Source organism: Mycobacterium sp. 3519A (genome assembly GCF_900240945.1).
Lineage (GTDB): Bacteria > Actinomycetota > Actinomycetes > Mycobacteriales > Mycobacteriaceae > Mycobacterium.
The window spans coordinates 1,112,435-1,137,211 of sequence record NZ_OESG01000014.1 but is presented as its reverse complement, the minus strand read 5'-3'; the positions used below and the strand labels follow the sequence as shown (position 1 = coordinate 1,137,211).

Here is a 24,777-nt window from a genome sequence, read left to right as displayed (position 1 = left end):
ATGATGTCTGGCCGTACGGCTCGCCGCCTCGCCGCAACCGCGGCCATGGGCGCCATCATCGGAATGGGCGCGCTGACCGCCTGCGGTGAGGGCGAAAAGGCACCCGAGACCACCACCCCCACCACCACGACGACCACCAGCGAAACGACGTCGGCCCCCGCGCCCGCGCCTGCGCCGACGGAGAAGTCGATCAACCCGACGGGCGGCAACCTGTTCTCGCCCTCGGTCAAGGCGCCTGCCGCGCCGACGGCCATCCCGGGCAACAAAGAGAACACCGGTTAGGTCGATCTCGTCCAGTTCGCGACGCCGGCACTGTCAGCGCACTGCGGTGCCGGCGGTCGCGTACGCCGCCACATGGCCGATGGCCATGTTCAACGCCGACTGCATCAGCCGCGGGTCGCGGCCGGTCTGCGACAGCAGATAGCCGCCCTCGACCGCCGCAAGTAGCCCTGTCGCAAGGGATTTCACGTCGACGTCGGCGACCAGCGCGCCGGCCTCACGCATCCGCTCCAGCGCTGCGCCCAGCAGGTCGCGCCATTGCGCGAAGTAGTCGGCGAGCGAAGCCCTTGCCTTGTCGTCGGTATCGGACAGTTCGGCGGCCAGCGAACCGAGTTCGCATCCCCACAGCCCGCGACGAAGCGCACATCTCTGCACCATCGCGTCGCGCCAGGTGTAGAGCCCGCGGAAGGAATCGACCTTCTCCAACCGAAGCCGCTGCCACGACAGGATCTCGTCGGCGCGCATCGTGATGACCTCGTACACCAACTCCGATTTGTCCTCGAAGTGTTGGTAGAACTGGGATTTGCTCGTCGCGCTTGCCGCCAGCACGTCGTCGATGGTGGTGGCTGCGACGCCCTGCACATGCATCAACTCCGCGGCCGCCAGGACGATTCGGTTGCGGGTGGCCGCGCCGCGTGCTGTCAGCTTCGGCCGCGTTGCAGGATCCGTCGGCGGCACCTACTCACTGTAACCCCGCGGATTGGAACGTTTGGTCCGATATCGCTTGCGGGAGCGGACGCCCCGCGGTTTCCCTGATGGTCAGGATCGTCGCCAGCGACACGATCGCGGCCACCACGACGTAGTACGCGGGTGCGACGGCGTCCCCCGTCTCAGCGGTCAGCCAGGTGACGACATAGGGCGTGGTGCCGCCGAACGCGGCGACACAGACGTTGTAGCCGATCGAGAAGCCGCTGTAGCGGACCCGGGTGGCGAACAGTTCGACGCCCGCAGCGACGGCCGTCGACACGTACACCGCCTCGATCACCGCCAACCCGCAGTGCGCGGCGATCGCCGCCGCCACCGAACCGGAATTGAGGAGTCCGAACAGCGGATAGCCGAGCACTGCGAAGGCCACGGAGCCCGCGATCAGCATGGGCCGTCGGCCGATCCGATCCGACAGCGCGGCCAGCGGAAGGATCAGCACCAGCGCCACCAGACTGGCCAGGGTGATCGAGACGAAGGCGGTGGTCTTGGAGAAGTGCAGCGTCTTGATGAAGTAGGTCGGCAGGAACGTGAACACGACGTAGTAGCCGATGTTGAAGATGATCATCAGCCCGATCACCTGAAGGATCGGGCGCCACGCGGTGCCGACCGCCTCCTTCAGCGGTGACTTGGCGACCTGCTTGGCCTTGCTGAGTTCGGCGAATTGCGGGGTGTCGTCCAGTCGCAGCCGGATGTACAGGCCGACGAGCCCGAGCGGGCCCGCGAGCAGGAACGGGATGCGCCAGCCGTAGCTCTCCATCGCCGCGGCGGGCAGCAGCGCCGCCAGCAGCGTCACGGTCACCGAGCCGATCAGGAATCCGAGCACCCCTGACCACACCATGAACGTGACCGTCAGGCCGCGGCGTCGGTCCGAGGCGAACTCGGCCAGATACACCGCGCCGCCGCCGTACTCACCGCCCGCCGAGAAGCCCTGCAGACACCGGAGGAACAACAGCAGCAGCGGTGCCGCGACCCCGATGGTCGCGTAGGTGGGCAGCAGGCCGATCGCCAGTGTCGCGGTCGCCATCAGCAGGATGACGAGCGCAAGCACTCGCTGTCTGCCGATCCGGTCACCGAGCGGCCCGAACACGAATCCGCCGAGAGGACGCATGAAGAACGCCGCCGCGAAGATGGCGAACGTGTTCAGCAGCGCCGCGGTTTCGTTTCCGGACGGAAAGAAGTTCGCCGCGATGAAGGTGGCCAGGAACCCGTAGATGGCGAAGTCGAACCACTCCACGGCGTTGCCGATCGATGCGCCGGACACCGCCTTGCGAACATCCTGTGGCACGAAGAATCTCCCGAAAGTAAGCGTCCCGCTGAGCAATTCGCTTACGGGAGCGCAGGTCGCCTCCCTGACAAGATAACCGGCTCAGGTCGTCCAATAGGGCCGAGTCATCAGGACGAAGAGCACAAGCACCGCCAGCGGCGCCAGCAGCGGCACCCACGGCAGCTGGAACGGAAGCGACACCGCGAAAAGGCCCGCTGCGGTGAAGCCTGCGGCGCCGAGCACACTCGGTGCCGCCACCGCCGCGGTGTGCCGCAGCACCAGATACGCCGCCGCGCACAGCCCGGACGTCGCGGTCAGCACCGGCGGGGCATCGGCGAGCACGAGCACCGCGACAGTCGCCAGCACTGCAAGCGCGGCGGCGGGACGAAAAACGCTGCCCGCCAACACCGCGACGGCGGCGAAGACGGCGACCAACAGCGCCGTCCTGTCGGCCTGCACCGCCGCCGACGCGACCATCAACAGCCCGAACGAAGCCGAGACCGCGCGCGCCTGCAGCGTCATGTCAACGCCGCCCTCCGGCGCACCGAGCGGCGCCGGTCCGGCACCAACTGCATCGCCTGATCGAGGGTGGCGTCGCCGTGCCACGCGACCACGTCGACCCCGATGGTCCGCATATCGCGGTACATGAATGACCGCTGCAGCGACCACATCCGGGCCACCAAGCCGTCCTTGTCTTCCTCGAACGGGGCCCCTTCGAGCACGTCGACGGCCACCACGGTGTGGCCGCGTTTACGCAAGTCGATGAGCGCGAGCGCGAATTCGGTGTCGAGCAGAGTGGAGAACGCGACGACGATCGCGCCGGGCGGGACCGCCGCCTGCGGCGCGAGAGTGCCTGGCGTGTCCTCGAATCCGTCGCCGGCGGTCAGCATGGCGTCCAGAATTCGGTAGAACTGCCTGCGTCCGATGTCGGCGCCCAACCATCGCGGGTGGCGGTCGCCGAGCACGACCACACCTGCGCGGTCACCGCTACGCAGCGCGCTCTGCACCACTTGCACGGCGCCGCGCGCGATGCGGTCGGTTGCGGCGGTGGCCGGACCCGGCGGTTGCGGGTAGCCGTCGATCATCACCACCACGTCGGCGGCGCGGTCGGTCAGGCGCTGCGTCACGTGCAGGCTGCCCCTACGCGCGCTGACGGGCCAGTTGACGGTGCGCAACTGGTCGCCAGGCACGTACCGCCGGACGTCGGCGTATTCGACGCCGGGGCCGATGTGCCGGGTCAGGTGGGTGCCGAGGCGGTCGAGCAGTTCGGTGCGCGGCAACGCGGTGGACTGCGGGGGCGCCAACGGGAACACGAACACGTGCGCGGCGTCGGCCACGCCCGTGCCGTGCAGAAGTCCGCCGCGCGCAAGGACATTCACGCGCGCGACGACGGGGTAGCGGCCCCACCTGTCGGCCGTGGCGGTCACGATATGACGGTGCGCGGATTCGACGGTGTGCAACCGCATCCCGTCCACCGCCTCCAGCGTCAGAGGAATCGCCGCCTCGGCGTTTTCACTCGTGGACCACACCTCGACCCTGGTCTCTTCGGATTCAAAGCACCGCTGGGCCGACGGCTCGGCGTGCACGTGCACCGTCGGGACCTCGCGTTGCCATCCGATGGACATCAGCACACCGACCAGCGGTGCCGCGAACGCGACAAGCTGCCAGTAGGCGCCGATCACCGCGACCGCGAGGGCGGCCGCAGCGCACGTCACCAGCGAGCGCGTCAAAGCCGAAGGCCGCCAGCGTAATTCCACGTCGACGGTGCGGGTCTCGCTCATCCCTTGGTCCTCGGCACCGGCAGCCGGCGCAGCAGTTCCTCGACGACGTCGGAGCCGTGCACGCGGCGCACCCACATCTCCGGTCGCAGACTGATCCGGTGCGCCATGGTGGGCACGGCCAGCGATTTCACGTCCTCGGGTATCACGTAGTCCCGTCCGAGCAGCAGCGCCCGCGCACGGGACAGTTGCACCAGGTCGAGTTCCGCGCGTGGGCTGGCGCCGACCGCCACCTGAGGATGCTGACGCGTCGCGGTCGCCAGCGACACCACATAGCGCAGCACGTCGTCATGCACGGTGACCTGTTCCACCGATTCGCGCATGGCGAGCAGATCGTGGGCGTCGACCACCTGTTGCACGGTCGGTTGCGCGGACCCGCGGTCGAGGCGGCGCCGCAACATGGACGCCTCCTCCTGTTCGGACAGGTACCGCAGTTCGAGGCGGATCGCGAAGCGGTCGAGTTGCGCCTCTGGCAGCGGGTAGGTGCCCTCGTACTCGATCGGGTTGTCGGTGGCCAGCACGATGAACGGGGCGGGCAGTCGGTGGGTGACGCCGTCGATGCTGACCTGACCCTCCGCCATCGCCTCCAGCAGCGCGGCCTGCGTCTTCGGCGGTGTCCGGTTGATCTCGTCGGCAAGGAGCAGGTTGGTGAAGATCGGCCCCCTTCGGAATTCGAAACGCCCCGACTGCATGTCGTAGACCGTGGAGCCGAGCAGGTCGGCGGGCAGCAGATCCGGGGTGAACTGGACGCGGGTGAACTCCAGACCCAACGCCGCCGCGAAGGACCTGGCGATCAGCGTCTTGCCGAGGCCGGGCAGATCCTCGATCAGCACATGGCCGCCCGCGAGCACCGTGGTCAGGATCAGGGCCAGCGCACCGCGTTTGCCGACCACCGCCTGACCGATCTCGTCGAGCACCGATTCACAGTGCGCGGTGGTGGTGGCCGCGGGCAGCCCCGTCATACTTGCTCCAACCGTCGCAGGATCTCGTCGAGCGCTGCCCGACCCGGCCCGGGTTCGCTGTCGCCGGTGCGCGAGACGTTCTGCGGGTCGACCCACGCCCACAGTTCCACCCCGAACAGCATGGTGCCGGTGGCGTGAAAGGCGTTGCGGTTCCTGGCTTGTCGTTGCCCGGTGGCCAGCTCGAACTGCCGTGCCAGCATCGGGCGCAGGTGCCGGTCCCAGGCCCTGCGGGTCGACTCCGACCTGCCGACCAATGTCTCGGTCCGAGAAAGCCAGCGGCGCAACGACTCCGCGGCGTCGTTCGTGGTCGCCGAATCGTGGTAGCTCGGTTCACGCACCAGGTAGAACCGCAGGGCGAGAAGCACCAGGGCGACCATCATGCCGACGACGCCAAGCACCCACTCCCTGTCGAGCACCGCGACCGCCATCACCTCGGCGAGTACCACGACGAACAGGCCCGCGGCCACAAGCTTTTTCATGCCATGCTCCGCAGGTCGGTGAGCACCAGGCGCAGCGCGTCGACCGCGTCGTCGCGGTGGCCCTCGTTCATCACGTGCGGGGAGAACCGGGCTTCCTCGAACAACTCGACGAGTCGCGTCGCACTGTCGGCGTTGAGCGCGTGCCGCCCGACTGCCCTGGCCAATACCTCCGACGGGGTGTCGCAGTCCAACGGGGCGGCGCCGGGTACCCGGGTGAGTTCACGTTCCATTGCGGCGTAACACGCGATGATCGCTTCGCGGGGCTCGCGGCTGAGGTCGCCGATCTCGGCGAGGCCGACTTCGGCTGCGCGCGCGAGCGATTCGGCGGCGCCCGGCTGTCCGGGGATGTCCTGGCCGGGACCGGACGAGGGCGTCGGCGACGGTAGCCTGCGCTGCCGCCGCGAGACGACGACGGACCCGACGACGATCAGCGCCATCAGGATCACCATCGGCGGGACCAGGTAGCCGATCACGTCGTGACCCTGGCCGCCGGGCGAACCTGGTTGCGGAGCAGTCGGATTGGTCGTCGGCGGCGCAGTTCCGGGATCCGCGGCCGACGGGGTGCCGGACGGCAGCTGGCCCGCAGGCCCGCCGAGGTCCAGTCGCATCAACATCATCACCAGCAGCAGCCAGGCGATGATCACCGCCAACGCGACCAACGACAACCGCCACGTCGGGCGGCCCATGGTGGCACCGCTGAGCGGCAGCGTGCCCGGTCCCGGTCTCCGCGCCTGCCCACTGCGTAGACGCACCACGACCGCGACGCCGATGATCGCCACCGAGATGCACAGCAAGGCGATGTCGACGATCAGCGCCACCGGACTTCCCGACGACCGCTCACGGTCGACAGCCTTGGCACTGCCCGGCAGGTAGCCCCGCAGTGCCCACGCTGTGACGAACAGCAGCAGGATCACCGCGACCACTCGCGCCGTCGGCTTCTCCATACCGTCTCCATCCTGCCCGTAGGTGGACCCCCGCAGCGCACGTTTCGGGGGCTATCTTTGGCGCTGTGACCAGCACGCTGCAGGACGCCCGAGTCGCGTCCGCCCTCGACCGGATGTATGCCGAATCCACCGAACAGTTCGCCCAGCTGCGGGAGCGGTCGGGCGACTTCGAGCGGCTTGCCAAGGCCAGTGCGCAGGAACGCGCCGACGCCTTCAGCGATTTCTATTTGCCGGTGACCCCGGAGGCGGGCCGCCTGCTGTACGCGCTGGTGCGCGCATCCCGACCGAGCACCGTCGTCGAGTTCGGCATGTCGCTGGGCATCTCGGCCATCCACCTGGCGTCCGCGGTGCGCGACAACGGCTCCGGCCGGGTCGTCACCACCGAACTCAGCGCGGCGAAGGTCGCGACCGCCAAACAGACGTTCGCCGCGACGGGCCTCGACGATCTGATCACCGTGCTCGAAGGCGACGCGCTGACGACCCTCGACGGGGTCGACGGTCCAGTCGAGTTCGTGCTGCTCGACGGTTGGAAGGAGTTGTACCTTCCGGTGACCAAGCTGCTCGAGCCCAAGCTGTCGGCCGGGGCGCTGATCGTCGCCGACAACACCTCGATGGACGACGCCAAGCCGTACCTGGACCACGTCCGCGACCCCGGTAACGGCTATGTCAGCGTCAACTTCCCGGTTCGTGAGGGCGACGACAGCATGGAGATCAGCTGCCGCGCAGTCACTTAGACTTCAGCCGCGCTTTCGCCTCTTTGACCGCGGCCGCGGCGTCGCGGCTGGCCTGCTTGCCCTTGTCGTAGGCGTCGTCGGCGGCGGCCAACGCGTTCTCGGCATCCTCGAGTCGCCTGCGGGCGTCGTCGCGGCGCAGCCGCGCGGTGGCGACGTCGGATTGCAATTCGGTCAGCGCCGCATCCGCGTCGGCCTTGGCGCGTTCCGCGGCGGCGATGGCGGCCCGCGCCTCCTTCCGCTGTTTGGTCTCGTCATCGTCGGGTTCGGGCTTGGGCGCTGCGGCGGGCTGCTCACTACGCGGCTTGCGGGTGGGCGTGAAAACCATTGCACTGTCGCCGAATTCGCCGAACCCCGACCACTGTTCGGCCTTGGTCAGCCTGCCGAGGCGGGCAGCGACGTCGGGGTCGGCGATGGCGGCCTGCAGCGTGCCGGTCACGTCGTCGCGTACCGCGGCGGTGGGGTTGGCCAACTCGGCCTCCTCGAATGCGGCTCGTGCCAGGTCGTCGACGAGGCGGCGTTGTTCGCGGGACAGCTCGCGGATGCGGTCGCCCGCCATCGACGAGTGGGCGTCCTTCAACCGTTCACCGAGATCGGCCAGGCGGGTCCTGGTGTCGGGTTCGCGGACCGCCAGCCGGTTGACCACCCACGCCGCCGTCGTCGGTTTACGCGCGGCGGAGATCGCCTTGGCCGCGTCGGCGTCCCCGCGCTTCTTGGCCGCTGCGGCCAGCTTGGTGCGCAGCGCGGTGAACTCGTCGGGCTTGGCCTCGTACAACTGGTCGAGCTCGTCGGCCATCCCGTCATGATAGGGACCGGCCCGGCTCACGGCCCCTGTCCGACCTCGCGCAACCAGCGCGCAGTGATCTGTCGGTAGGCCTGCTCGCCGACGCTGCCGCGACGGCCGTCGTAGACGTGGTCGGCGTACGGCACCGCCACCAGTTCCACGTCAACCCCGGCCGCCTTAGCCAGGTCGACGAACCGGTAGGTGCCCGCCACCGGCACCAGGTGGTCGGCCTCGCCGACGACGATCAACGTGGGCGGCGCGGTCGCGGTCAGGTGGCTGTTGGATGCAATGGCTGCGTAGCGGTCAGGGAACTGGCGCGGTGAGCCGCCGGTGTACGCGCCGACCATGGCACGGGAACGCCCACCCAATGCGGGATCGGGGTTGTCGTAAAAGCCGACGGGGTCGACGACGGGATAGATCGCAGACACCGCCGCCACCTTCGGCATGATGCCGCCGCAGGACGAACGCAGTTGCCCCGCGGCGGCGAGGTAAGCGGTGTTGATGGCGAGGTTTCCGCCCGCCGAGTGCCCTGACACCGACAGCCGCGCCGGGTCACCGCCGTATTTGTGTGCGTTCGCGACTACCCAGCCCAGCGCGCAGCCGATCTGGTCCTGGGTGACGTTCCACAGGTGCCGGTCGGCCGATGACAGCGTGTAGTCGACGCTGACCACCAGCCAGCCCCGCTCGGCGAACCATCGCAGGTCTGCGCTGCGGGATGTCAGGTCGCCTGCGACCCAGCCGCCGCCGTGAATGTAAACGAAAACCGGTGCGTGCGAGCTGGTTTCACGTGGACGAAAGACCGCCAGACGCAGCGGCGCGCCGTCGTAGGTGCCGTAGGTTGCCACGTCGTCCGGCGCCGCGTATCTGGGCACGCCGATGCCGAACGTGTCGGTCAATCGGATGTCGGCGCCGGCTTGTTCGACCGCCGCGATCATCCTGGCGTCGATCACCGCTGCGCCCGCGACGGTAAGGGCGGCAACGACGGCCAGTGCGGCGCCGATGCGACCCCGACGCACCCGCCAGTGGATCAGCGCGAGCACCCCGCCTGCGACCGCGGCGACCGTCAGCCACGGCAGATACCAGGGCACGAAGGCGGTCGCCAACCCGAGGTAGGGCACGCGATAGAGGTAGGTGCCCAGCACGGCCACCGCGGTCGGCACCACCAGCAGGGCGGCGACGATGATCACAACAGGCACGATTCATCTTGGCGCACAGCGTTGGATGTAACGATGTCATCTGTGGACAGTCGGCGAGGTCTTCGCCCCGCGATCGTGATCGGCGCGTTGGGCGTGGTGTTCGGCGACATCGGCACCAGCCCCATCTACACGCTGCAGACCGTGTTCAATCCCGGTGACCCCCACCCGGTACCGATCTCGACCGCCAATGTGTATGGCGTCGTGTCGACGATCTTCTGGTCGGTGATGATCATCGTCACGCTGACCTACGTCACGCTGGTGATGCGCGCCGACAACAACGGCGAGGGCGGGATCATGGCGCTGATCACGCTGCTGCGCAGATGGACAGGACAGCCGGGGCGGCGCACAGCCATGGTGCTGGCCGTACTCGGCGTGTTCGGGGCCGCGTTGTTCTTCGGCGACAGCATGATCACGCCCGCTATTTCGGTGCTGTCCGCTGTCGAGGGTCTCAAGGTGATCGAGCCTGACTTCAGAGACTTCGTCGTGCCGATCACGGCGCTGATCATCATGGGACTGTTCGCCGTTCAGCGCCACGGTACGGCGGTGGTCGGGAGGTTCTTCGGGCCGGTGATGATCGCCTGGTTCGTCGCGATCGGCGCGTGCGGGGTCCACGGGATCGTCGACAACCCGGAGATCCTGAGGGCGTTGTCGCCGACCTACGCGGCCACATTCCTGTTGAGCCACTTCCACATTGCGTTCTTCTCGCTTGCGGCGATCGTGCTGTCCGTCACCGGCGCCGAGGCGCTGTACGCCGATATGGGGCACTTCGGCCGCAAAGCGATCACAGTGGGCTGGCTCGGTTTGGTGCTGCCCGCCTGCACGCTGAACTACTTCGGCCAGGGCGCGCTGGTGCTTGCCGACGAGGCGAAGGTGAGGGCGCCGTTCTTCCTGCTCACCCCGGAATGGGCGCGAATCCCGATGGTGCTGCTGGCGACTGCGGCGACGGTGATCGCGTCGCAGGCGGTGATCACCGGCGCGTTCTCGGTCGCGTCGCAGGCCGCTCGACTCGGTTACCTACCGCGACTGCGCATCGAACACACGTCGGCGTCGACCATCGGGCAGATCTATGTACCGTGGATCAACGGTGTGCTGTTGGTGATGGTGCTGATCCTGGTCTTCGCGTTCCGCAGTTCGGCCGCATTGGGTTACGCGTACGGCATGGCGGTGACGGGCACCATCAGCATCGTCACCGCGCTGTTCTTCTACTACGCCAGAACGCGGTGGGCGTGGCCGCTGTGGGCGGTGCTGATCGGCGGCGGGTTCCTGCTGGCCGTCGACGGCATGTTCCTCGCCGCGAACATGACCAAGCTGATGCACGGCGCCTGGCTGCCGCTGCTCATCGCCGCGGTCACGTTCACCGTGATGACCACGTGGCAGAAGGGCCGCGAGATCGTCACGAAGGCAAGGGAAAAGGCGGAAGGTCCGCTGCGTGAGTTCGTCGAGGGGCTGCGGCACTGCAAGCCGCCGCTGGTGCGGGTCAAGGGCACCGCGGTGTTCCTCAACAGAGGGAAAGAGACTGCGCCCCTGGCGATGCGGGCCAACGTCGAACACAACCGGGTGCTGCACCGGCATGTGGTGATCATGTCTATCGAGACGGTTCCGGTGCCCCGACTGTCCGACGACCAGCGGATCACCATCGACGAACTGGGCTACCGGCGTGACGGCATCATCCACGTCAGGGCGTGCTACGGCTACCTGGAGCGACCGAATGTTCCACACGCGCTGACACTGCTCGACCCGGCTCACACCGAAGGTCACATCGACGTCGAAACCGCGTCGTACTTCTTGTCCAAGCTCGAACTGGTTAGCGGAGACGAACCCTCGATGGCGCCGTGGCGCAAACGCTTGTTCATCGCGACGTCGCACATCACCGCTGACGCCGCCGCGTTCTTCAACTTGCCGTGGGACCGCACGGTGATCATCGGGTCGCGCATCGAGGTCTAGGAGTCCTCACCTTTTTCGGCCTTCTCGTCCTTTTCATCCTTCTTTTTGCCGGTTTGGCCCAATTCGATCGTGGCCCAGTGCCCCGGCGACACCAGCACCGACCAGTCGCCGTCACCGCGGCCCAGCTTGAGGACACCGTCGTCGATTTCCCACTTGGTGTCGTCGTCGTAGGTGTCTTCTTGTCCGTCGATGTATGTGAGTTTGAACGCCATACGTCCGGATACCCACATTCGCCTCAACTCAGCCCAACGGTGACAAGCCCGCCGGGCCGAGCATGTAGGCCCGGTCTCCGCGCGGTCCCGCGGCGGCGATCTCGAGGATGGACTTGCCGACCTGCTCGGCGGTGAGCGCGGGTTGTAGCGACTGAGCGAACTGTTCGACGTCGACGCCCTGCCGCGCCGCGTAGGCCGCCACCGCTTTCGCGCCGAGTTCAGTGGCAGGCGTCAACGACGGCAGCACCGAGACGAAGTCGATGCCGAGGCCGGCCCGCTCCGACTCCAGCGCCGCGTACCCGGTGATCATCCTGACGGTGGCCTTCGCGCCTGCGTAGCCGCCGCTGAGCGGCGACCCGTTGATCGCTGCGCCGCTGGACATTGCGATCACCGTGCTGCCGGGCGCCAACGGCCGCAACAGTGCTTCGCGGATCCAGTGAAAGGCCTGGGCCACATCGACATTCCAATTCAGGCTGAACGATTCCCACGTCTGCTGCTGCAGTGGACTCATCTGCGGTGCGGCGCCTGCGCACAGCACCACGGTACGCGGCGCGAACTGGTCGATGAGCCGGTGAGCGGTGGCCGGGTCGGCGGCATCGGCGGTGACTGTGCCGCCACTGCGCGCAACACCCACGACGTGTGCTCCCGCGGCGGTGAATGCCTCGGCGATGCCTCGGCCGAATCCTCTGCTGGCGCCGGTGACGATCACGGTCGAACCGGCAAGGGCGATGCTGTGTTGGTTCATACCGATTCAGAGACACCGGACCGCGCGAATTCATCTGGGCCCGGCCGATGAATTCGGGCCGCGGCAGGGATCTGTATTGGGGAAGCATGTTAAAGGAGGACGCCGTGCCCGCCCAGCAGGAATTCATCGACCAGGCGGCGCCTTATCGGGCCGAGTTGATCGCGCACTGCTATCGGATGCTCGGCTCGGTGCAGGACGCCGAGGACCTGGTCCAGGAGACGTACCTGCGCGGCTGGCGGGGGTACGAAGATTTCGAAGGTCGGGCGGCGTTGCGGACATGGCTGTATCGCATCGCGACCATGGCGTGTCTGCGGGCGCTACAGCATCGCGCCCGCCGGGTGTTGCCCGCCGGACTCGGCGCGGGCTCGGTGGACCCGGACGTCGACATCGATGCGAGCAAGGCCGGATATCCATGGCTCGAACCGATTCCAGACACCTTCACCCCTGAGGTCGCGGTCGCGACGCGGCAGAGCATCCGACTGGCGATCGTCACCGCGCTGCAGGAGCTTCCTGCACGGCAGCGCGCGGTGTTGATCCTGCGGGACGTGGTGCAGTTCAGCGCCGCCGAAGTGGCCGAACTGCTCGAGACCACACCCGCGGCGGTGAACAGCGCGTTGCAGCGAGCGCGCGCCCACCTGGCCGAGGTCGCACCGAATGACGACGACATCATGGAACCGGAGGACCGCGAGTTGCTCGCGTTGGTCGAACGCTATTGCGCGGCCTTCGAGAACGGTGACATGGCCGCGTTGACGGCGCTGCTGCAGGATGACGTCAAACTCGAAATGCCGCCGTTCGCAGCCTGGTTCACGGGCCGGGATGCGGTGACGCGGTTCCTGTCTGCGCGGGCGTTCGCCGAAGCGGGCGCTGTGCTGATGGTGCCCACCTCCGCGAACGGGCAACCGGCGGTCGCTGATTACCGCCGCGACGCCGCGGGTGCGCTGCAGGCGCACGCGATCCATGTGCTAACCGCGGGCCGGGACGGAATATCGGCCATCACAGTGTTTCTCGACCCGAACCTGTTCGGCGTGTTCGGGCTTCCGTCGATGCGTTAGGCCCCTCAGCGCCGGAACACGACCCAGCGCATCGCGCTGTACATGTAGACCGCCTCGCACGCGCCCGCCGCAATCCGCGCGGCGCGATACTCGATGCCCAATGCCACCAGCCCACTGGTGACACCGAGGATGAACGCGAGGTAGTTCACCGCGACCACCATCACGTAGACCGCGAATTGCGGACCCACTGCGCTGTGTGAGCGGAAGTTGAACGTGCGGTTCAGGAAGTAGCTCAGCGTGAATGCGCACGCGTAAGCCACCGTGACGGCGACCGCCAGAGGCATCCGCAGCCCGCCGTGCAGCACGCTCAGGAGCGCCAGGTCTACGCCGAAGGTGAAGCTGTTGAGCACAACGAAGACCAGCAAGGTCGGCGCCACGCTCATGTTGCCACGTTGGCATTCCCAGGTGGCCGGCGGCTGAGCGGCGGGCAAACGTCAGGTGATGCCGAACCGGGTGAGCAGATCGGTTGTCCGCCAGCCGATCAACGCGACGAAGAGCACCAGCAGCGCAACCGACGTCGACACCTGGATCAGGATGCGCCGCTCGCGAGGGGCGTAGGCGTAGGCCGCGGCGACCACCGCGCCGGTGACCAGTCCGCCGATGTGGCCCTGCCAACTGATCTGCTGTCCGCCCAGCGCCGGGATCACGAACGTGAACGCCAGGTTCAGCACGATCAGCCCGACCACCCAGCCGACGTTCAGGTTGAGCCGCTTACTCACCACGAAGTAGGCGCCGAACAACCCGAACACCGCGCCCGACGCGCCTGCCGTCGCGGCCCCCAGCGGCGAGAGGAGATACACCAGGACCGAACCGCCCAATGCGCTCAACGCGTACAGGGCGGTGAAACGCATTCTGCCAAGCCAATTTTCGAGCGGGGCGCCGATCACGTAGAGCGCGTACATGTTGAACAGCAGATGCGCGATGCCATAGTGCATGAAGGCCGACGTCACCAGCCGGTAGTAGTCGCCGTCGGCGACGGCGGGCGCGAACAGCACGAGTTGGCGCTGCAGGCCCGGTGTCACCGCTTCCAACACGAACAGCAGCACGTTGACGGCGATCAGCGTGTAGGTGACGACGGGCGTGCGGGCGCCCTGCCGGGCACCGGCCACCGTCTGCGGCTGACGCACCGATTGCGCGCCCGCGTTGACGCACTCGGCGCACTGGTGGCCTACGGCGGCGTTACGCATGCACTCCGGGCAGATGGGTCGGTGGCAACGCGTGCAGCTGACATAGGTGACGCGGTCGGGATGTCGGTAGCAGGTCGGCGGCGCCTGCGGCGGGGGCGGATAGGTCACAGCGTGCCGAACAGTTCGATCCAGTTGCCGTCGGGGTCGGCGACGAACATCCAGCCCATGCCCGGCACCGGCGCGAACTCCGTCACCGGTTCGACGATCTCGTAGTCGGAGGCGGCGAACGCCTCGGCCACCGCGTGCAGGTTCGCCACCCCGATGGTGAAGTATCTGACGCCGGCCCGGGCGCGGCCGCCGCCCGGTGTGGCCGGTTGCGGTGGCGGCGGGTCGTAGGTCACGAGCTTGACCACGTTCTTGCCGAGCGAATACCGGCGTTGCGACCCGCCGGGGAACTCGACGTCGCCCTGGCACTCCAGCCCGAGGAAGCCCTCGTAGAAAGCGACCATCGCGTCCAGGTTCGTCGTCACGAGGCCGACCTCGATCGCGGGCGAGAGCAGGTCGAAGCGCACGGCCACGAGACTACCTATGGCCGAGGACCGTCCCTGGCGGCGCTAGGTGCAGGGGATGCCGTGCGGTCCGCCGATCCAGTGACCGGGCGGCGAGTGCCACGGACAGAACTTCGCGACGTCCCCGGGTCCCGGCCATACGTCGACGTCCGGCACCCAGTCTCCCGGCCCGGGAATCCACGGAATGTTCGGGCCCCAGCCCGGATCAGCCTGGGCGGCACCAGCGCCGAGTCCGACGGCGCCGACGCCCAGCGAAGCGGCGACGGCAACTGCGGCTGCAATTTTCTTCAACATCATCTTTGCCCCCTCGAGGTGCAGGGCTCACTGTCGACGATACGTCCGGCAGGCACGAATTGGCACCCGCCGTACGCTCATCGGGTGGAAGAGGCAGCCAAACCCGACATCCTCGCAGCGCTGGACGACAGCGGGCGGCGGTTGGTCTCGATGGTCCGCGGGCTCGATCCGACTCGCGCCGCGCGACCGGTACCCGGGCTCGCCTGGACGGCCGCGGAGACTGCCGCGCATGTGGTGACCGTGCTCGGCAGGCTTCTTGGCGATCGTCGACGCGGCGCCACGAACCAGGAGGTTGCCGAGCTGAATGCGACCTGCCTCTCGGAGTACACCGACCGGGAGATCAACGATGTCGCCGACCGACTCGAGACAAGCCTGCGCACGGTGATCGACCGCGTCTATCCCAAGGTCGACTTCGACCGCCAGTATCCGTTCCACGGTGGATCGACGATCTCGGCCGGCGGAGGGGCCCGCTGGATCTTGTGCGAGCTGCTCGTCCACGGCTACGACATCGCCGCCGCAAGCGGAGACGAATGGGAGATACCGGCCGCGGAGGCATCCATCGCCATTCGTGGCCCCGCTGAGTCGATGAACCGGCTGCTCGAGAGCCCGACCTCGACCCGGCTCCTGGTGCGTCTTGGAAACGACGACACGGTCGAATTGGCCGCAATCACAGGGCATTTGCCCGGCGGAGACGAGCCGGTCGACGCTAAGCCCGACGAGTTGCTGCTGGCCCTGTTCGGAAGGATCGAAGTATCCGATCCACGGTTGGCCGCGGTGGTCGCCGAGCTGCCGACCATGTGAGGCTAACCGTGGCCGAAGCCGGTGTGACTGCGCACCAGTGGCAGGGTCGCCGTCGTCGCGAAGCCCGGTGCGGCCTCGCACACCGCCGGCACCGCGTTGAGCACCTGCATCGCCGTCGCCACGTTGGCCGACCGCACGTGTTCGGCGATGCCAGCAGACCGGGTGAAACTCGCAAGCGAGATGAAATGTGTCCGCATCGACGGATCGCCCTCGATGGTCAATGTCCACCCGTCCTTCGGGCGCGGCCAATGGTCGGGGTCCTCGCCGCCGACGGTCCACAGCGTCTCGATCTCGATCAGCGGTTCGCCGTTGCGCCTGCCCACCCAGTTCCACCGCTGCCCCGCCGTTGTCCCCGCCCGCAGCAGTCTGTCGAAGATCTGATGGTCCTCGCGGGCCGCGACGGCGTCCACGGTCGCGGTCACCTCGTCGATGCCCGCGTTGAGCGCATCGGCGAGGAACCACACCTGCTCGGTGAAGATGCCGCTGTTGAACGCCAGGAAGTCGTTGGTGGCCGTGCTGATCGCCTCCACCGGTTGACCGAACGCCATGTTGTCGAACGTGATGCCGGTGCTCTCGTACACCGACCAGTCGGCCCGCTCCTGCAGCGTGATCGCGTCGATGCGCCTGCTCATCCCCGACAGCGCCAACGGCAGCGCACCCGACAGATTCCCGGGGTTCAGTCCGCTGCCGTGCACGCTGGTGCCGCTCTGTTCACATGCGGCCAGCACGCGGTCCCGGTCGGCGGCGGGCAGGCGGCGGGGATGAAACAGAAAGGCCGTCGTGACGACGTTCTTGCCCGCGGCCAAAATCGCACACACCTCGTCGAGGTCGGCGGTGCGCGGGGTGTACAGCACGCAGTCGGCCTCGATGGCCAACGCCGCCGCCGCGTCGGCTGTCGCTACCACACCCACCGGTTCGCGTCCGAGGATCGCGCCGACATCCGCGCCGTCCTTGGCGTCGGTGTAGACCTTCGCGCCGACCAGATCGAGGTCGGTTCGGTGGTCGAGAATCGCGGTGATCATTTCGGCGCCGACCGCGCCCGTGCCCCACTGAATGACTCGGTACCGCGTCACACCGAGGCACGCTACCGCCCGGCGAATAACAATTCGGTCACTATACGAATCACGATCAATTAAGAGCTGCGGGCAAATCTTGAGAGTTTTCAAGATCTCCGCTTCGATCTGGTGGCTCGCTTACCGAATTCAGGCGATTTTGAGGCGTATTTCACGCCGTTGAGCTGTAACGCTTTTCGCCCCTCCGTCAGTCGCTACGCCGACCCGGTTTAGGCACTTTTGCGTTCGGCTACCTTGGTTTTCGGGGACGGGGGAAACAGCGACGAATCGCAATTCGAAGGAAGAAATTGATCATGAAATTCAGTGGTATCACTGCGCGCCGGCGCGTCGCCGGTGTCGCTGCGGGCTGTCTGCTCGGGGGCGTAGCTGCAGCAACCATCGCCGCGCCCAATGCGGTCGCGGCGCCGGACTGCTCGGCGGCCGGCGTGTCCAACACGGTCAGCTCGACGCTGGGCTCGGCCCGCGGTTACCTGAACAGCCATCCGGCTGCCAACCAGGCCGTCGGCGCGGCGTTCAGCCAACCGCGCGACCAGGCGTCGGCGACGCTGCGCGGTTACTTCACCGCCAACCCGCAGGAGTACTACGACCTGAAGGGCATCCTGGCGCCGATCGGTGACACCCAGCGTCAGTGCAACGTGTCGGTGTTGCCGCCGGAGCTGGCGTCGGCCTACAGCGAGTTCATGGCCGGCTAGCCCATCGCTCGACCACCGCCCGCCGCAGCCCCTCGCTGTGGCGGGCGGTTTTCGTTAGCACGGCTTAGCGACTACTCTGTGGGCATGAAGCCGACAAGAGCCGCCGTCGCGGCAGCGCTCGTCTTGGTTGGCTGTGCGGGATCCCCGGCGGGCGCGTCCGCCGATCCCACGCCCGCACCACCGCCGCCAGGCCCGAAGACCACCATCGACGGCGACGGCACCTTCGCGGTCGGCAAGGACATCCAGCCCGGCACCTACGCCTCGGCAGGTCCCGTCGGCGACGGCGCCTGCTACTGGAAGCGCACCAACGGCACCGACATCGTCGACAACGCGCTGTCGAAAAAGGCGCAGATCGTGCAGATCGAGCCCACCGACACGTCGTTCACCACCAACGAATGCCAGACCTGGCAGTTGACCGATCAGCCCGTGCCCCAGAGCGGCCCCGGTGACCTGATCGGTGCGCTCGGCCAGTTGGGCCAGATCATCGCCCGCAATCCGGGCACTCCCCCGCCCGCCAACCCCGGCGGCTAGCGGATCTTTTCGCCGTACACCCGCTCGACCGTCATCGCCATCAGCACGCGGCGGTCGGACACCATCACCGCGCGGTACTCGTCCCAGTCCGGGTGTTCACCTGCGGCAGCTCGGTAGTAGTCGACGAGCGCTTCGACCTCGGGACCGTGCGGGTCGGTGCCCGGACCGGTCAACGTGACCGTGCCCTCGGCCGTCCCCCACGCCCAACCGTCGGAACTGGTGACCTCGAGCGCCGCACGGGGATCGCGGCGCAGGTTCGCGGTCTTGGCGCGGCCCTCAGTCATCGACACGTAGATGACGCCCGCGTCCCGGTCGTAGTACGGGGTCACCGGCGACAGTTGCGGCAGGCCGTTGCTCTTGATGGTGGCCAGCACGCCGAGCCTGCTCTCGGCGATCAGCGTGTGGGGGTCGAATGTGATGGCGGTCATGTCAACCGGCAACTCACGATCGCTCCTCCGCTATTCCGTACCCTGGCGACGTGGCCGATCTGCATCCCGGCATTGCCGCCCTCGCGCCTTTGATCGGCACCTGGTCGGGCCGCGGCGACGGCGAGTACCCGACGATCGAACCGTTCGGCTATCTGGAGGAAGTGACGTTCGGTCACGTCGGCAAGCCGTTCCTCGTCTACGGCCAGCGCACCAGGGCCGCCGACGACGGCCGTCCCTTGCACGCCGAAACCGGATACCTGCGGATGCCGTCGGCGGATCGCGTGGAACTCGTGCTGGCCCATCCCACCGGCATCACCGAGATTGGTGAGGGCACGCTGACGACGGCCGGCGCCACCATGGAGTTGGAGCTGACCGCGACGGCGATCGGCCGTACCTCGTCGGCCAAAGAAGTCACCGCGCTGAGCCGGTCGATCCGCGTCGACAGCGACCAGCTGACTTACACGTTGCGGATGGGCGCGGTCGGCCTGCCTTTGCAACATCACTTGGCCGCGACACTGCGGAGGAACGCCGGATGAGCGACGGCAGGATCCGCGTCCCCGCCGACCTCGACGCCGTCACGGACATCGGCGCGGAGGACCACTGCGCGATCGACCCGGCGTCCGTCGAACGCATCTGGCAGGCCGCCCGGCACTGGTATCGGGCTGGCATGCACCCTGCGATCCAACTCTGCCTGCGGCACAACGGCAGGGTCGTGCTCAACCGCGCGATCGGCCACGGCTGGGGCAACGGACCCGACGATCCGCCCGATGCCGAAAAGACAACTGTCACAACGCAAACGCCGTTTTGCGTGTATTCCGCCGCCAAGGCGATCACCAGCACCGTCGTGCACATGCTGGCCGAGCGCGGCGTGTTGTCGCTCGACGACCGGGTGTGCAACTACCTGCCGAGCTACACCAGCCACGGCAAGGACCGCACCACGATCCGGCACGTGATGACGCACAGCGCGGGCGTGCCGTTCGCGACCGGACCGCGACCGGACCTCAAGCGGATGGACGACAGCGCATACGCCCGCGAGATGCTCGGCAACCTGAAGCCGATCTACCGCCCCGGCCTTGTGCACATCTATCACGCGCTGACCTGGGGCCCGTTGGTCCGAGAGATCGTATCGGCGGCCACCGGCAAGAACATTCGCGAGGTGCTGGCAACCGAGATCCTCGATCCGCTCGGCTTCCGGTGGACGAACTATGGCGTCGCCGATGCCGATGTGCCACTGGTCGCCCCGAGTTACCCGACCGGCAGGCCGCTGCCGCCGCCCATCGCGGCCGCATTCCGCACCGCGGTCGGCGGCACGATGCACCAGATCATCCCGTATTCGAACACCCGGCAGTTCCTCACCGGCGTGGTGCCGTCGTCCAATACGGTGTCAACCGCCGACGAATTGTCGCGCTTCGCCGAAATACTGCGCCGCGGAGGCGAACTCGACGGAGTGCGGATCATGTCCGCGGACACCCTGCGGGCCGCGACGAAGGAGTGCCGCAGGCTGCGCCCTGACATCGCGACCGGGCTGATGCCGCTGCGCTGGGGCACCGGATACATGCTCGGCTCGAACCGGTTCGGCCCGTTCGGACGCAACGCACCCGCCGCGTTCGGGCACACCGGGCTGGTGAACATCGCCGTGTGGGCCGACCCGCAACGCGGGCTGGCGGCCGGCCTGATCAGCAGCGGCAAACCGGGCAGGCACCGCGAGGCGAACCGCTACCCGGCGCTGCTCGACCGGATCACCGCCGAGTTTGCCCGGACACCAGCCAATGTTTAAGAATCGGCCGATTGGGAACAGGCGAGGTACCCGCCGGACCACGCGCAATGGCCGACGGTTTCAGTCATGTTGGAGGTAGAACGTGTCGGGCCAGTCCGCAGCCAGTCAGTGCACCATCGAGCGCAGGCGCGTCGATGACATCGAGGTGCTATCCGTAGCGGGTGTGGTCGACATGCTCACCGCTTCACAACTCGAGGAGGCGATCGCCACCGCGGCCAAGGACGGACCGCGTGGGGTTGTCGTCGATCTTTCCGCCGTCGACTTCCTCGCCTCGGCAGGGATGGGCATTTTGGTCGCCGCTCGCGAAGAGTTGCCCGCGGACATGCGGTTCGCGGTCGTCGCCGAGGGTCCGGCTACCAGCCGCCCACTCAAGCTCGTCGGGATCGCCGACGTCGTCGGCCTGCATGCCACACTCGACGAAGCACTTGCCGCGTTAGCGGCATAACTAGGCCGCGGACGGGGTAGCCAGCAGGCCGAGATGTCATCCTTTGAAACGCTTTGCAACAGCCCACAGTTCGCGCGCATCGACGCCACCGCTGACCCAGCGACCGCCTCTGCCATCCGGCGTGAGTTCTCGGAGTGGTTGCACCACCACTTCGCGCTCGACGCGGCGAAGGCGTGCGATGTGGTGCTCGCCGTCAACGAGGCGATGGCCAACGCCGCGGAGTACGCCTACGCGACCGCCGACCAACCCGGCGTGATGCAGGTCCAGGCGCAATACGACGTGAACGCGGCCACACTGACGGTGACCATCGAGGACCAGGGCGCCTGGCGGAACACCGATCCGGGGACCCGGGAACTCAAGCGAGGCCGGGGAATCCCGCTCATGCAGGCGCTGGCCGATCAGGCCACCGTCGACACGTCGCCGAGCGGCACCCGCGTCAGCCTGGAATGGACCGGGGTCGACGCGGCCCGTTAGAACTGTGGCAGCCGCACGACTTGGACGAAGAATTCGTCGATCTGCCGCACGGCGCTCATGAACTGGTCGAGGTCGACCGGCTTTGTCACGTAAGCGTTGGCGTGCAACTTGTAACTGCGCAGAATGTCTTCCTCCGCCGAGGACGTGGTGAGCACCACGACCGGAATGTGGCACAGGTCGGGATCGGACTTGATCTTCTCGAGCAACTGGCGCCCGTCGTATTTCGGCAGGTTCAGGTCAAGCAGAATCAGATCCGGGCGCGGCGCGTCGGCGTATGCACCACGCTGGTAGAGGAAGTCCAGCCCCTCCTGGCCGTCGTGCGCGACGTGCAACGTGTTCTTGATCTTGTTGTGTTCGAACGCTTCCCGAGTGATCAGCTCGTCACCCGGGTCGTCCTCGACGAGCAGCACGTCGATCGCCCGGCCTTCCCCGGCTTGTGACGTCATTCAGTACTTCCTTCCAGCATGGCCGCCGGCTGCGGCTCCGGTTCGGCCGTCGATTGAACGGGCAGGGTGAATTGAAACCGGGTACCCGCGGTGTACGAGGAGTCAATCCAGATGTTGCCGCCGTGGTGTTCGACGATCTTCTTGCACAACGCGAGTCCGATGCCCGTGCCGCTGTACGCGTCGCGGCCGTGCAGGCGTTGGAAGATCACGAAGACCTTGTCGGCGAATTCCTGCGGGATCCCGATGCCGTTGTCCGACACCGTGAAGATCCAGTCGACTTCGTCGTCGCGGACCCGCTGCTCACACTCGACGACGATCTTGGGCGCCACCCCATCTCGGCGGAACTTGACCGCGTTGCCGATGAGGTTCTGCCACACCATCGCCAGTAACGTGGGGTCCCCGTCGACGTGCGGCAAACCCGTTGCCGGCGTGACGATTTCGGCGCCGGACTCCTCGATTGCCGTCGACAGGTTGCCGAGGGCGGCGTTCAGTGTGGCGTTCAGGTCGACGTCGGTGTACGTGGCGTTGAGCCGCCCCACCCTGGAAAAGGTGAGCAGATCGTTGATCAACACCTGCATGCGCTTGGCACCGTCGACAGCGAAGCCGATGTACTCGATGCCGCGCTCGTCGAGTTTGTCGCCGTAGCGCTTTTCGAGCAACTGGCAGAAGGAGGCCACCTTGCGCAGCGGTTCCTGAAGGTCGTGGGATGCGACGTAGGCGAACTGCTCGAGTTCCGCGTTCGAGCGCCGCAATTCCATGGTCTGCTCGTCGAGTGCCGCGCTGGCCGACTTCGACGCTTCGAGTTCGTCGACGATGCGCTGCCGCATGTCTTCGACGTCGGCCGCGATGCCGCGAATGTCCCTGGGACCGCTCATCGCAATGCGTTCGCCGAAGTTCCCTTCGGTGATCCGCCTGCACGACGCGGCCAGGGCCGCCAACGGCCTGGTGACCACGTTCCGCACCAGCACGGCAAGCAACACCGTCATTGCGAAGAACGTGCCGATCACGCCGATCAGCACCGCGTTGCGCCAGTTCCGCGCCGCCTGCAAGTCGTCGACGCCTGCCTGTCGCGCCGCACCCAGGTTCTGGTTCTGCACGTCGAACAGCGTTCGCAGACGGTCGAATTCGGCCTTGCCGCGTTCGGCGGTGGCGCTGTCCACCACCGACGGCCTGCCCGGCGTGACGGCGGCGATCAGCGGGTCGGCGTAGTTGGATCGCCATTGGGCGGCGGCCTGCTCGATGGCCTCGAGGTCGTCGACCGCTTCACGGTCATAACCCATGCGGGCGCGGATCTCGTCGGCCGCCGCCTGTTCGGTGCGCTGTCCGGCGAAATACGGTTCGAGGAACTGCCGGTCGGCCGCGATCGCGTATCCGCGCAGCGCTGTCTCCTGATCGCGCAGCGCCGCCTGTAGCTGGTAAGCGGCTACCCGCGCGGGCTGGATACTGTCGACCAACTCGCTGGACACGCGGTCGGTGCGATACAGCAGGACGCCGCCCGCGACGGCACCTGCGAGCACCACCACGCCCATCACCGACAACAGCAGGTTCTGCCAGCCTTGGACGGTCAACCGGCGCGATTCCGTGGGTGCCGTCATCGCGGCGCCCGCTCGACACGCACCACCGCGATGTCGTCGGTGTGCCCGCCGTGCGTCCGCGCCCGCGCCTCCACCTCGCCGATCAGTGCGTCCACGAACGCGGCGCCGGGCAGCGGGGCCAGTGAGCGGGCCAGGTCGAGCAGGCCGTCCTCGCCGAGACGTTCGTTGCCTCGGCCCGAGTGGCCCTCGAACAGGCCGTCGGTGAGCAACAGCAGGCCGTGGCCGTCCGGCAGTTCGAGTTCGTTGACCGGCCATTCGCGTGCGCCGAGGCCCAGCGCGGGCCCTGCGGGCGGTTCGATCCATTGCACGTCGTCTTTTCCATGCATCAACATGCCGGGATGCCCAGCGCGCACGGCATCGAATCGTCGGCTGTCGGGGGCGAACGCCAAGCTCAACAGCGTGGCGAAGATGCCCTTCGACGGGCGTTCGGTGAGCAGGATCCGCTCCAGTTGATGCATTCGCTCATTGCCGCGCAGCCCGGCGAAGGTCAGGGCGCGCCAGCCGATGCGCAATGCCACGCCAAGGGCCGCTTCGTCCGGTCCGTGCCCGGCCACGTCGCCGACCATCACGTGCACCGTCCGGTCCGGTGTCTGGACGACGTCGTAGAAGTCGCCCCCGAGCAGCGCATACGCCCGGCTCGCGCGGTACCGGGCGACGATGTCGACGCCCGGGTCGTCGAGCAGCAGCGGCGAAGGTTGCAGCCCGCGCTCGAGGCGGGCGTTCTCGCCGGCCCGCAACTGGCTGGCATGCAGTTCGACCGCGGTCAGCTCGGCACGTTTGCGCTCTATCGCATATAGCAGCGAGCGACGCAGGGTTTCCGGATCCACCCGGCCTTTGACCAGGTAGTCCTGCGCGCCCGAGGCGACGGCGGAGACGCCGAAGTGCTCGTCGTTCAGCCCGGTCAGCACCACGATCGGGATGGTCGGATCACCCTTGCTGACGCGCTCAAGCGCGTTGATGCCGGTGGCGTCGGGCAGGTTCAGGTCCAGCAGCACACAGTCCGGGCGGCGGCGCACCAACAACCGCTCGGCTTCCGAAATCGAAGGCGCCCAGGCGAAGTCGATGTCGACGGCGGCGTCGGCGATCAGTTCCTCCACCAGGAGGGCATCGGCCCGGTCGTCCTCAACCAGCAGCACCGAGAGTCGGCCGATGCCGGGCACACGAGTGGCGGCGGGAGTGTCCTGCGGGTAGTGCGGGGCGCGCATCGGTTATCACGTCCTTTTACGTAACGTCACCCCGGCCGCGCTGACCCTTCTTCAGTGAACTCCCCGACCATACAGAGTCGGCCCGGACGGATCATCCGACGCTCACAGATTATGCGCGAGCGCCCTTTCGCAGTACGCTGTCCCGCGGTTCCCCGTCGCCCAGGAGAGAGCATGCCCACGCAGTTCGCCTCACGGACCGTTTCCGCACAGCCCTTCCGCAGTGGCCGTTCCATTCGCAGGGTCCC

31 protein-coding genes are annotated in these 24,777 nt (G+C 67.4%); 11 read left to right on the top strand and 20 right to left on the bottom strand.

The features are described from left to right. A complete protein-coding gene (locus C1A30_RS26320) occupies positions 1-282 on the top strand; it encodes a hypothetical protein (RefSeq protein WP_235010210.1) in 282 nt (93 codons plus the stop codon). Between the two features lie 33 nt (positions 283-315). Here C1A30_RS26320 and C1A30_RS26315 read toward each other — a convergent pair whose 3' ends face one another. From C1A30_RS26315 to C1A30_RS26285, 7 genes are all read right to left on the bottom strand, one after another. Then, positions 316-957: a TetR/AcrR family transcriptional regulator gene (locus C1A30_RS26315; protein ID WP_101951237.1), complete on the bottom strand. Its 642-nt coding sequence runs from the start codon at positions 955-957 to the stop codon at positions 316-318. A 4-nt stretch (positions 958-961) separates the two neighbouring features. After that, positions 962-2,269 carry an MFS transporter gene (locus C1A30_RS26310; RefSeq protein WP_101951236.1) on the bottom strand — a complete coding sequence of 436 codons (1,308 nt, stop codon included), beginning with the start codon at positions 2,267-2,269 and terminating at the stop codon, positions 962-964. Positions 2,270-2,350: 81 nt separating this feature from the next. Then, the gene (locus C1A30_RS26305; protein ID WP_101951235.1) at positions 2,351-2,770 is read right to left on the bottom strand and encodes a hypothetical protein; all 420 of its coding nucleotides are present in this window, start codon (positions 2,768-2,770) and stop codon (positions 2,351-2,353) included. Beyond that, entirely contained in the window at positions 2,767-4,029 is a 1,263-nt protein-coding gene (locus tag C1A30_RS26300; RefSeq protein ID WP_101951234.1) for a DUF58 domain-containing protein, read from the bottom strand. Before C1A30_RS26300 ends, C1A30_RS26305 begins: the two co-directional genes overlap by 4 nt. Beyond that, a complete protein-coding gene (locus tag C1A30_RS26295) occupies positions 4,026-4,988 on the bottom strand; it encodes a MoxR family ATPase (RefSeq protein WP_101951233.1) in 963 nt (320 codons plus the stop codon). The genes C1A30_RS26300 and C1A30_RS26295 overlap by 4 nt, the downstream gene beginning before the upstream one ends. Continuing rightward, entirely contained in the window at positions 4,985-5,467 is a 483-nt protein-coding gene (locus C1A30_RS26290; protein WP_101951232.1) for a hypothetical protein, read from the bottom strand. The genes C1A30_RS26295 and C1A30_RS26290 overlap by 4 nt, the downstream gene beginning before the upstream one ends. Next, on the bottom strand, positions 5,464-6,411 hold the full coding sequence (locus C1A30_RS26285) for a DUF4129 domain-containing protein (protein ID WP_101951231.1): 948 nt from the start codon (positions 6,409-6,411) through the stop codon (positions 5,464-5,466). The genes C1A30_RS26290 and C1A30_RS26285 overlap by 4 nt, the downstream gene beginning before the upstream one ends. A gap of 65 nt (positions 6,412-6,476) precedes the next feature. Between C1A30_RS26285 and C1A30_RS26280 the strand changes: the two genes are divergently transcribed. After that, positions 6,477-7,145 (top strand): O-methyltransferase, encoded by a 669-nt coding sequence (locus C1A30_RS26280; protein ID WP_101951230.1) that lies wholly within the window; start codon positions 6,477-6,479, stop codon positions 7,143-7,145. Here C1A30_RS26280 and C1A30_RS26275 read toward each other — a convergent pair. Together C1A30_RS26275 and C1A30_RS26270 are read right to left on the bottom strand one after the other, a co-directional pair. Next, complete coding sequence (locus C1A30_RS26275) at positions 7,138-7,938, bottom strand: hypothetical protein (protein WP_101951229.1); 801 nt, start codon at positions 7,936-7,938, stop codon at positions 7,138-7,140. The genes C1A30_RS26280 and C1A30_RS26275 overlap by 8 nt on opposite strands. Before the next feature lie 26 nt (positions 7,939-7,964). Next, positions 7,965-9,122: an alpha/beta hydrolase gene (locus C1A30_RS26270; RefSeq protein WP_142392674.1), complete on the bottom strand. Its 1,158-nt coding sequence runs from the start codon at positions 9,120-9,122 to the stop codon at positions 7,965-7,967. Positions 9,123-9,155: 33 nt separating this feature from the next. Between C1A30_RS26270 and C1A30_RS26265 the strand changes: the two genes are divergently transcribed. Next, entirely contained in the window at positions 9,156-11,066 is a 1,911-nt protein-coding gene (locus tag C1A30_RS26265; RefSeq protein ID WP_101951227.1) for a potassium transporter Kup, read from the top strand. Here the strand turns inward: C1A30_RS26265 and C1A30_RS26260 are convergent. Both C1A30_RS26260 and C1A30_RS26255 read right to left on the bottom strand, forming a co-directional pair. Next, entirely contained in the window at positions 11,063-11,278 is a 216-nt protein-coding gene (locus tag C1A30_RS26260; RefSeq protein ID WP_235010208.1) for a hypothetical protein, read from the bottom strand. The two genes, C1A30_RS26265 and C1A30_RS26260, sit on opposite strands and share 4 nt — an antisense overlap. Before the next feature lie 28 nt (positions 11,279-11,306). Then, the gene (locus C1A30_RS26255) at positions 11,307-12,023 is read right to left on the bottom strand and encodes an SDR family oxidoreductase (RefSeq protein WP_101951225.1); all 717 of its coding nucleotides are present in this window, start codon (positions 12,021-12,023) and stop codon (positions 11,307-11,309) included. Between the two features lie 104 nt (positions 12,024-12,127). Here C1A30_RS26255 and C1A30_RS26250 point away from each other — a divergent pair, with 104 nt between their 5' ends. Further along, positions 12,128-13,075, top strand: coding sequence for a sigma-70 family RNA polymerase sigma factor (locus tag C1A30_RS26250; RefSeq protein ID WP_101952894.1), 948 nt, complete (start codon positions 12,128-12,130; stop codon positions 13,073-13,075). A 5-nt stretch (positions 13,076-13,080) separates the two neighbouring features. Here C1A30_RS26250 and C1A30_RS26245 read toward each other — a convergent pair whose 3' ends face one another. From C1A30_RS26245 to C1A30_RS26230, 4 genes are read right to left on the bottom strand one after another with little or no spacing between them, the layout of a single operon-like run. Further along, positions 13,081-13,458 (bottom strand): GtrA family protein, encoded by a 378-nt coding sequence (locus C1A30_RS26245; protein ID WP_101951224.1) that lies wholly within the window; start codon positions 13,456-13,458, stop codon positions 13,081-13,083. Positions 13,459-13,509: 51 nt separating this feature from the next. After that, entirely contained in the window at positions 13,510-14,370 is an 861-nt protein-coding gene (locus C1A30_RS26240) for a rhomboid family intramembrane serine protease (RefSeq protein WP_101951223.1), read from the bottom strand. Further along, complete coding sequence (locus C1A30_RS26235) at positions 14,367-14,780, bottom strand: VOC family protein (RefSeq protein WP_101951222.1); 414 nt, start codon at positions 14,778-14,780, stop codon at positions 14,367-14,369. Before C1A30_RS26235 ends, C1A30_RS26240 begins: the two co-directional genes overlap by 4 nt. 36 nt (positions 14,781-14,816) lie before the next feature. Further along, entirely contained in the window at positions 14,817-15,068 is a 252-nt protein-coding gene (locus C1A30_RS26230; protein ID WP_101951221.1) for a hypothetical protein, read from the bottom strand. Between the two features lie 81 nt (positions 15,069-15,149). On the opposite strand from C1A30_RS26230, the gene C1A30_RS26225 reads away from it, so the two are divergent. After that, positions 15,150-15,866 carry a maleylpyruvate isomerase N-terminal domain-containing protein gene (locus C1A30_RS26225; RefSeq protein ID WP_101951220.1) on the top strand — a complete coding sequence of 239 codons (717 nt, stop codon included), beginning with the start codon at positions 15,150-15,152 and terminating at the stop codon, positions 15,864-15,866. 2 nt (positions 15,867-15,868) lie between these two features. Here C1A30_RS26225 and C1A30_RS26220 read toward each other — a convergent pair whose 3' ends face one another. After that, positions 15,869-16,888 carry a dihydrodipicolinate reductase gene (locus C1A30_RS26220; RefSeq protein WP_101952893.1) on the bottom strand — a complete coding sequence of 340 codons (1,020 nt, stop codon included), beginning with the start codon at positions 16,886-16,888 and terminating at the stop codon, positions 15,869-15,871. A 344-nt stretch (positions 16,889-17,232) separates the two neighbouring features. On the opposite strand from C1A30_RS26220, the gene C1A30_RS26215 reads away from it, so the two are divergent. After that, positions 17,233-17,631 (top strand): heme-binding protein, encoded by a 399-nt coding sequence (locus tag C1A30_RS26215; protein WP_101951219.1) that lies wholly within the window; start codon positions 17,233-17,235, stop codon positions 17,629-17,631. 84 nt (positions 17,632-17,715) lie between these two features. Further along, on the top strand, positions 17,716-18,162 hold the full coding sequence (locus tag C1A30_RS26210) for a hypothetical protein (RefSeq protein ID WP_101951218.1): 447 nt from the start codon (positions 17,716-17,718) through the stop codon (positions 18,160-18,162). Here C1A30_RS26210 and C1A30_RS26205 read toward each other — a convergent pair. Then, positions 18,159-18,590 carry a PPOX class F420-dependent oxidoreductase gene (locus C1A30_RS26205; protein ID WP_101951217.1) on the bottom strand — a complete coding sequence of 144 codons (432 nt, stop codon included), beginning with the start codon at positions 18,588-18,590 and terminating at the stop codon, positions 18,159-18,161. The two genes, C1A30_RS26210 and C1A30_RS26205, sit on opposite strands and share 4 nt — an antisense overlap. Positions 18,591-18,640: 50 nt before the next feature. Between C1A30_RS26205 and C1A30_RS26200 the strand changes: the two genes are divergently transcribed. The 4 genes from C1A30_RS26200 to C1A30_RS26185 all read left to right on the top strand — a co-directional run bounded on the left by C1A30_RS26200 (position 18,641) and on the right by C1A30_RS26185 (position 21,286). Beyond that, the gene (locus C1A30_RS26200) at positions 18,641-19,126 is read left to right on the top strand and encodes a peroxynitrite isomerase (RefSeq protein WP_101951216.1); all 486 of its coding nucleotides are present in this window, start codon (positions 18,641-18,643) and stop codon (positions 19,124-19,126) included. Further along, positions 19,123-20,367, top strand: a complete 1,245-nt coding sequence (lipE, locus tag C1A30_RS26195) for a lipase LipE (RefSeq protein ID WP_101951215.1) — start codon at positions 19,123-19,125, stop codon at positions 20,365-20,367. Before C1A30_RS26200 ends, lipE begins: the two co-directional genes overlap by 4 nt. An 82-nt stretch (positions 20,368-20,449) precedes the next feature. Continuing rightward, a complete protein-coding gene (locus C1A30_RS26190) occupies positions 20,450-20,812 on the top strand; it encodes an STAS domain-containing protein (protein WP_101951214.1) in 363 nt (120 codons plus the stop codon). 33 nt (positions 20,813-20,845) lie between these two features. Continuing rightward, positions 20,846-21,286 carry an ATP-binding protein gene (locus C1A30_RS26185; protein ID WP_101951213.1) on the top strand — a complete coding sequence of 147 codons (441 nt, stop codon included), beginning with the start codon at positions 20,846-20,848 and terminating at the stop codon, positions 21,284-21,286. Here C1A30_RS26185 and C1A30_RS26180 read toward each other — a convergent pair. Genes C1A30_RS26180 through C1A30_RS26170 form a run of 3 tightly spaced genes read right to left on the bottom strand, consistent with a single transcriptional unit; the run spans position 21,283 to position 24,532 of the window. Next, positions 21,283-21,732: a response regulator gene (locus C1A30_RS26180; protein ID WP_101951212.1), complete on the bottom strand. Its 450-nt coding sequence runs from the start codon at positions 21,730-21,732 to the stop codon at positions 21,283-21,285. The genes C1A30_RS26185 and C1A30_RS26180 overlap by 4 nt on opposite strands. Next, the gene (locus C1A30_RS26175; RefSeq protein ID WP_101951211.1) at positions 21,729-23,327 is read right to left on the bottom strand and encodes a CHASE3 domain-containing protein; all 1,599 of its coding nucleotides are present in this window, start codon (positions 23,325-23,327) and stop codon (positions 21,729-21,731) included. The genes C1A30_RS26180 and C1A30_RS26175 overlap by 4 nt, the downstream gene beginning before the upstream one ends. After that, complete coding sequence (locus C1A30_RS26170) at positions 23,324-24,532, bottom strand: PP2C family protein-serine/threonine phosphatase (RefSeq protein ID WP_101951210.1); 1,209 nt, start codon at positions 24,530-24,532, stop codon at positions 23,324-23,326. Before C1A30_RS26170 ends, C1A30_RS26175 begins: the two co-directional genes overlap by 4 nt. Positions 24,533-24,777 lie beyond the last annotated feature (245 nt).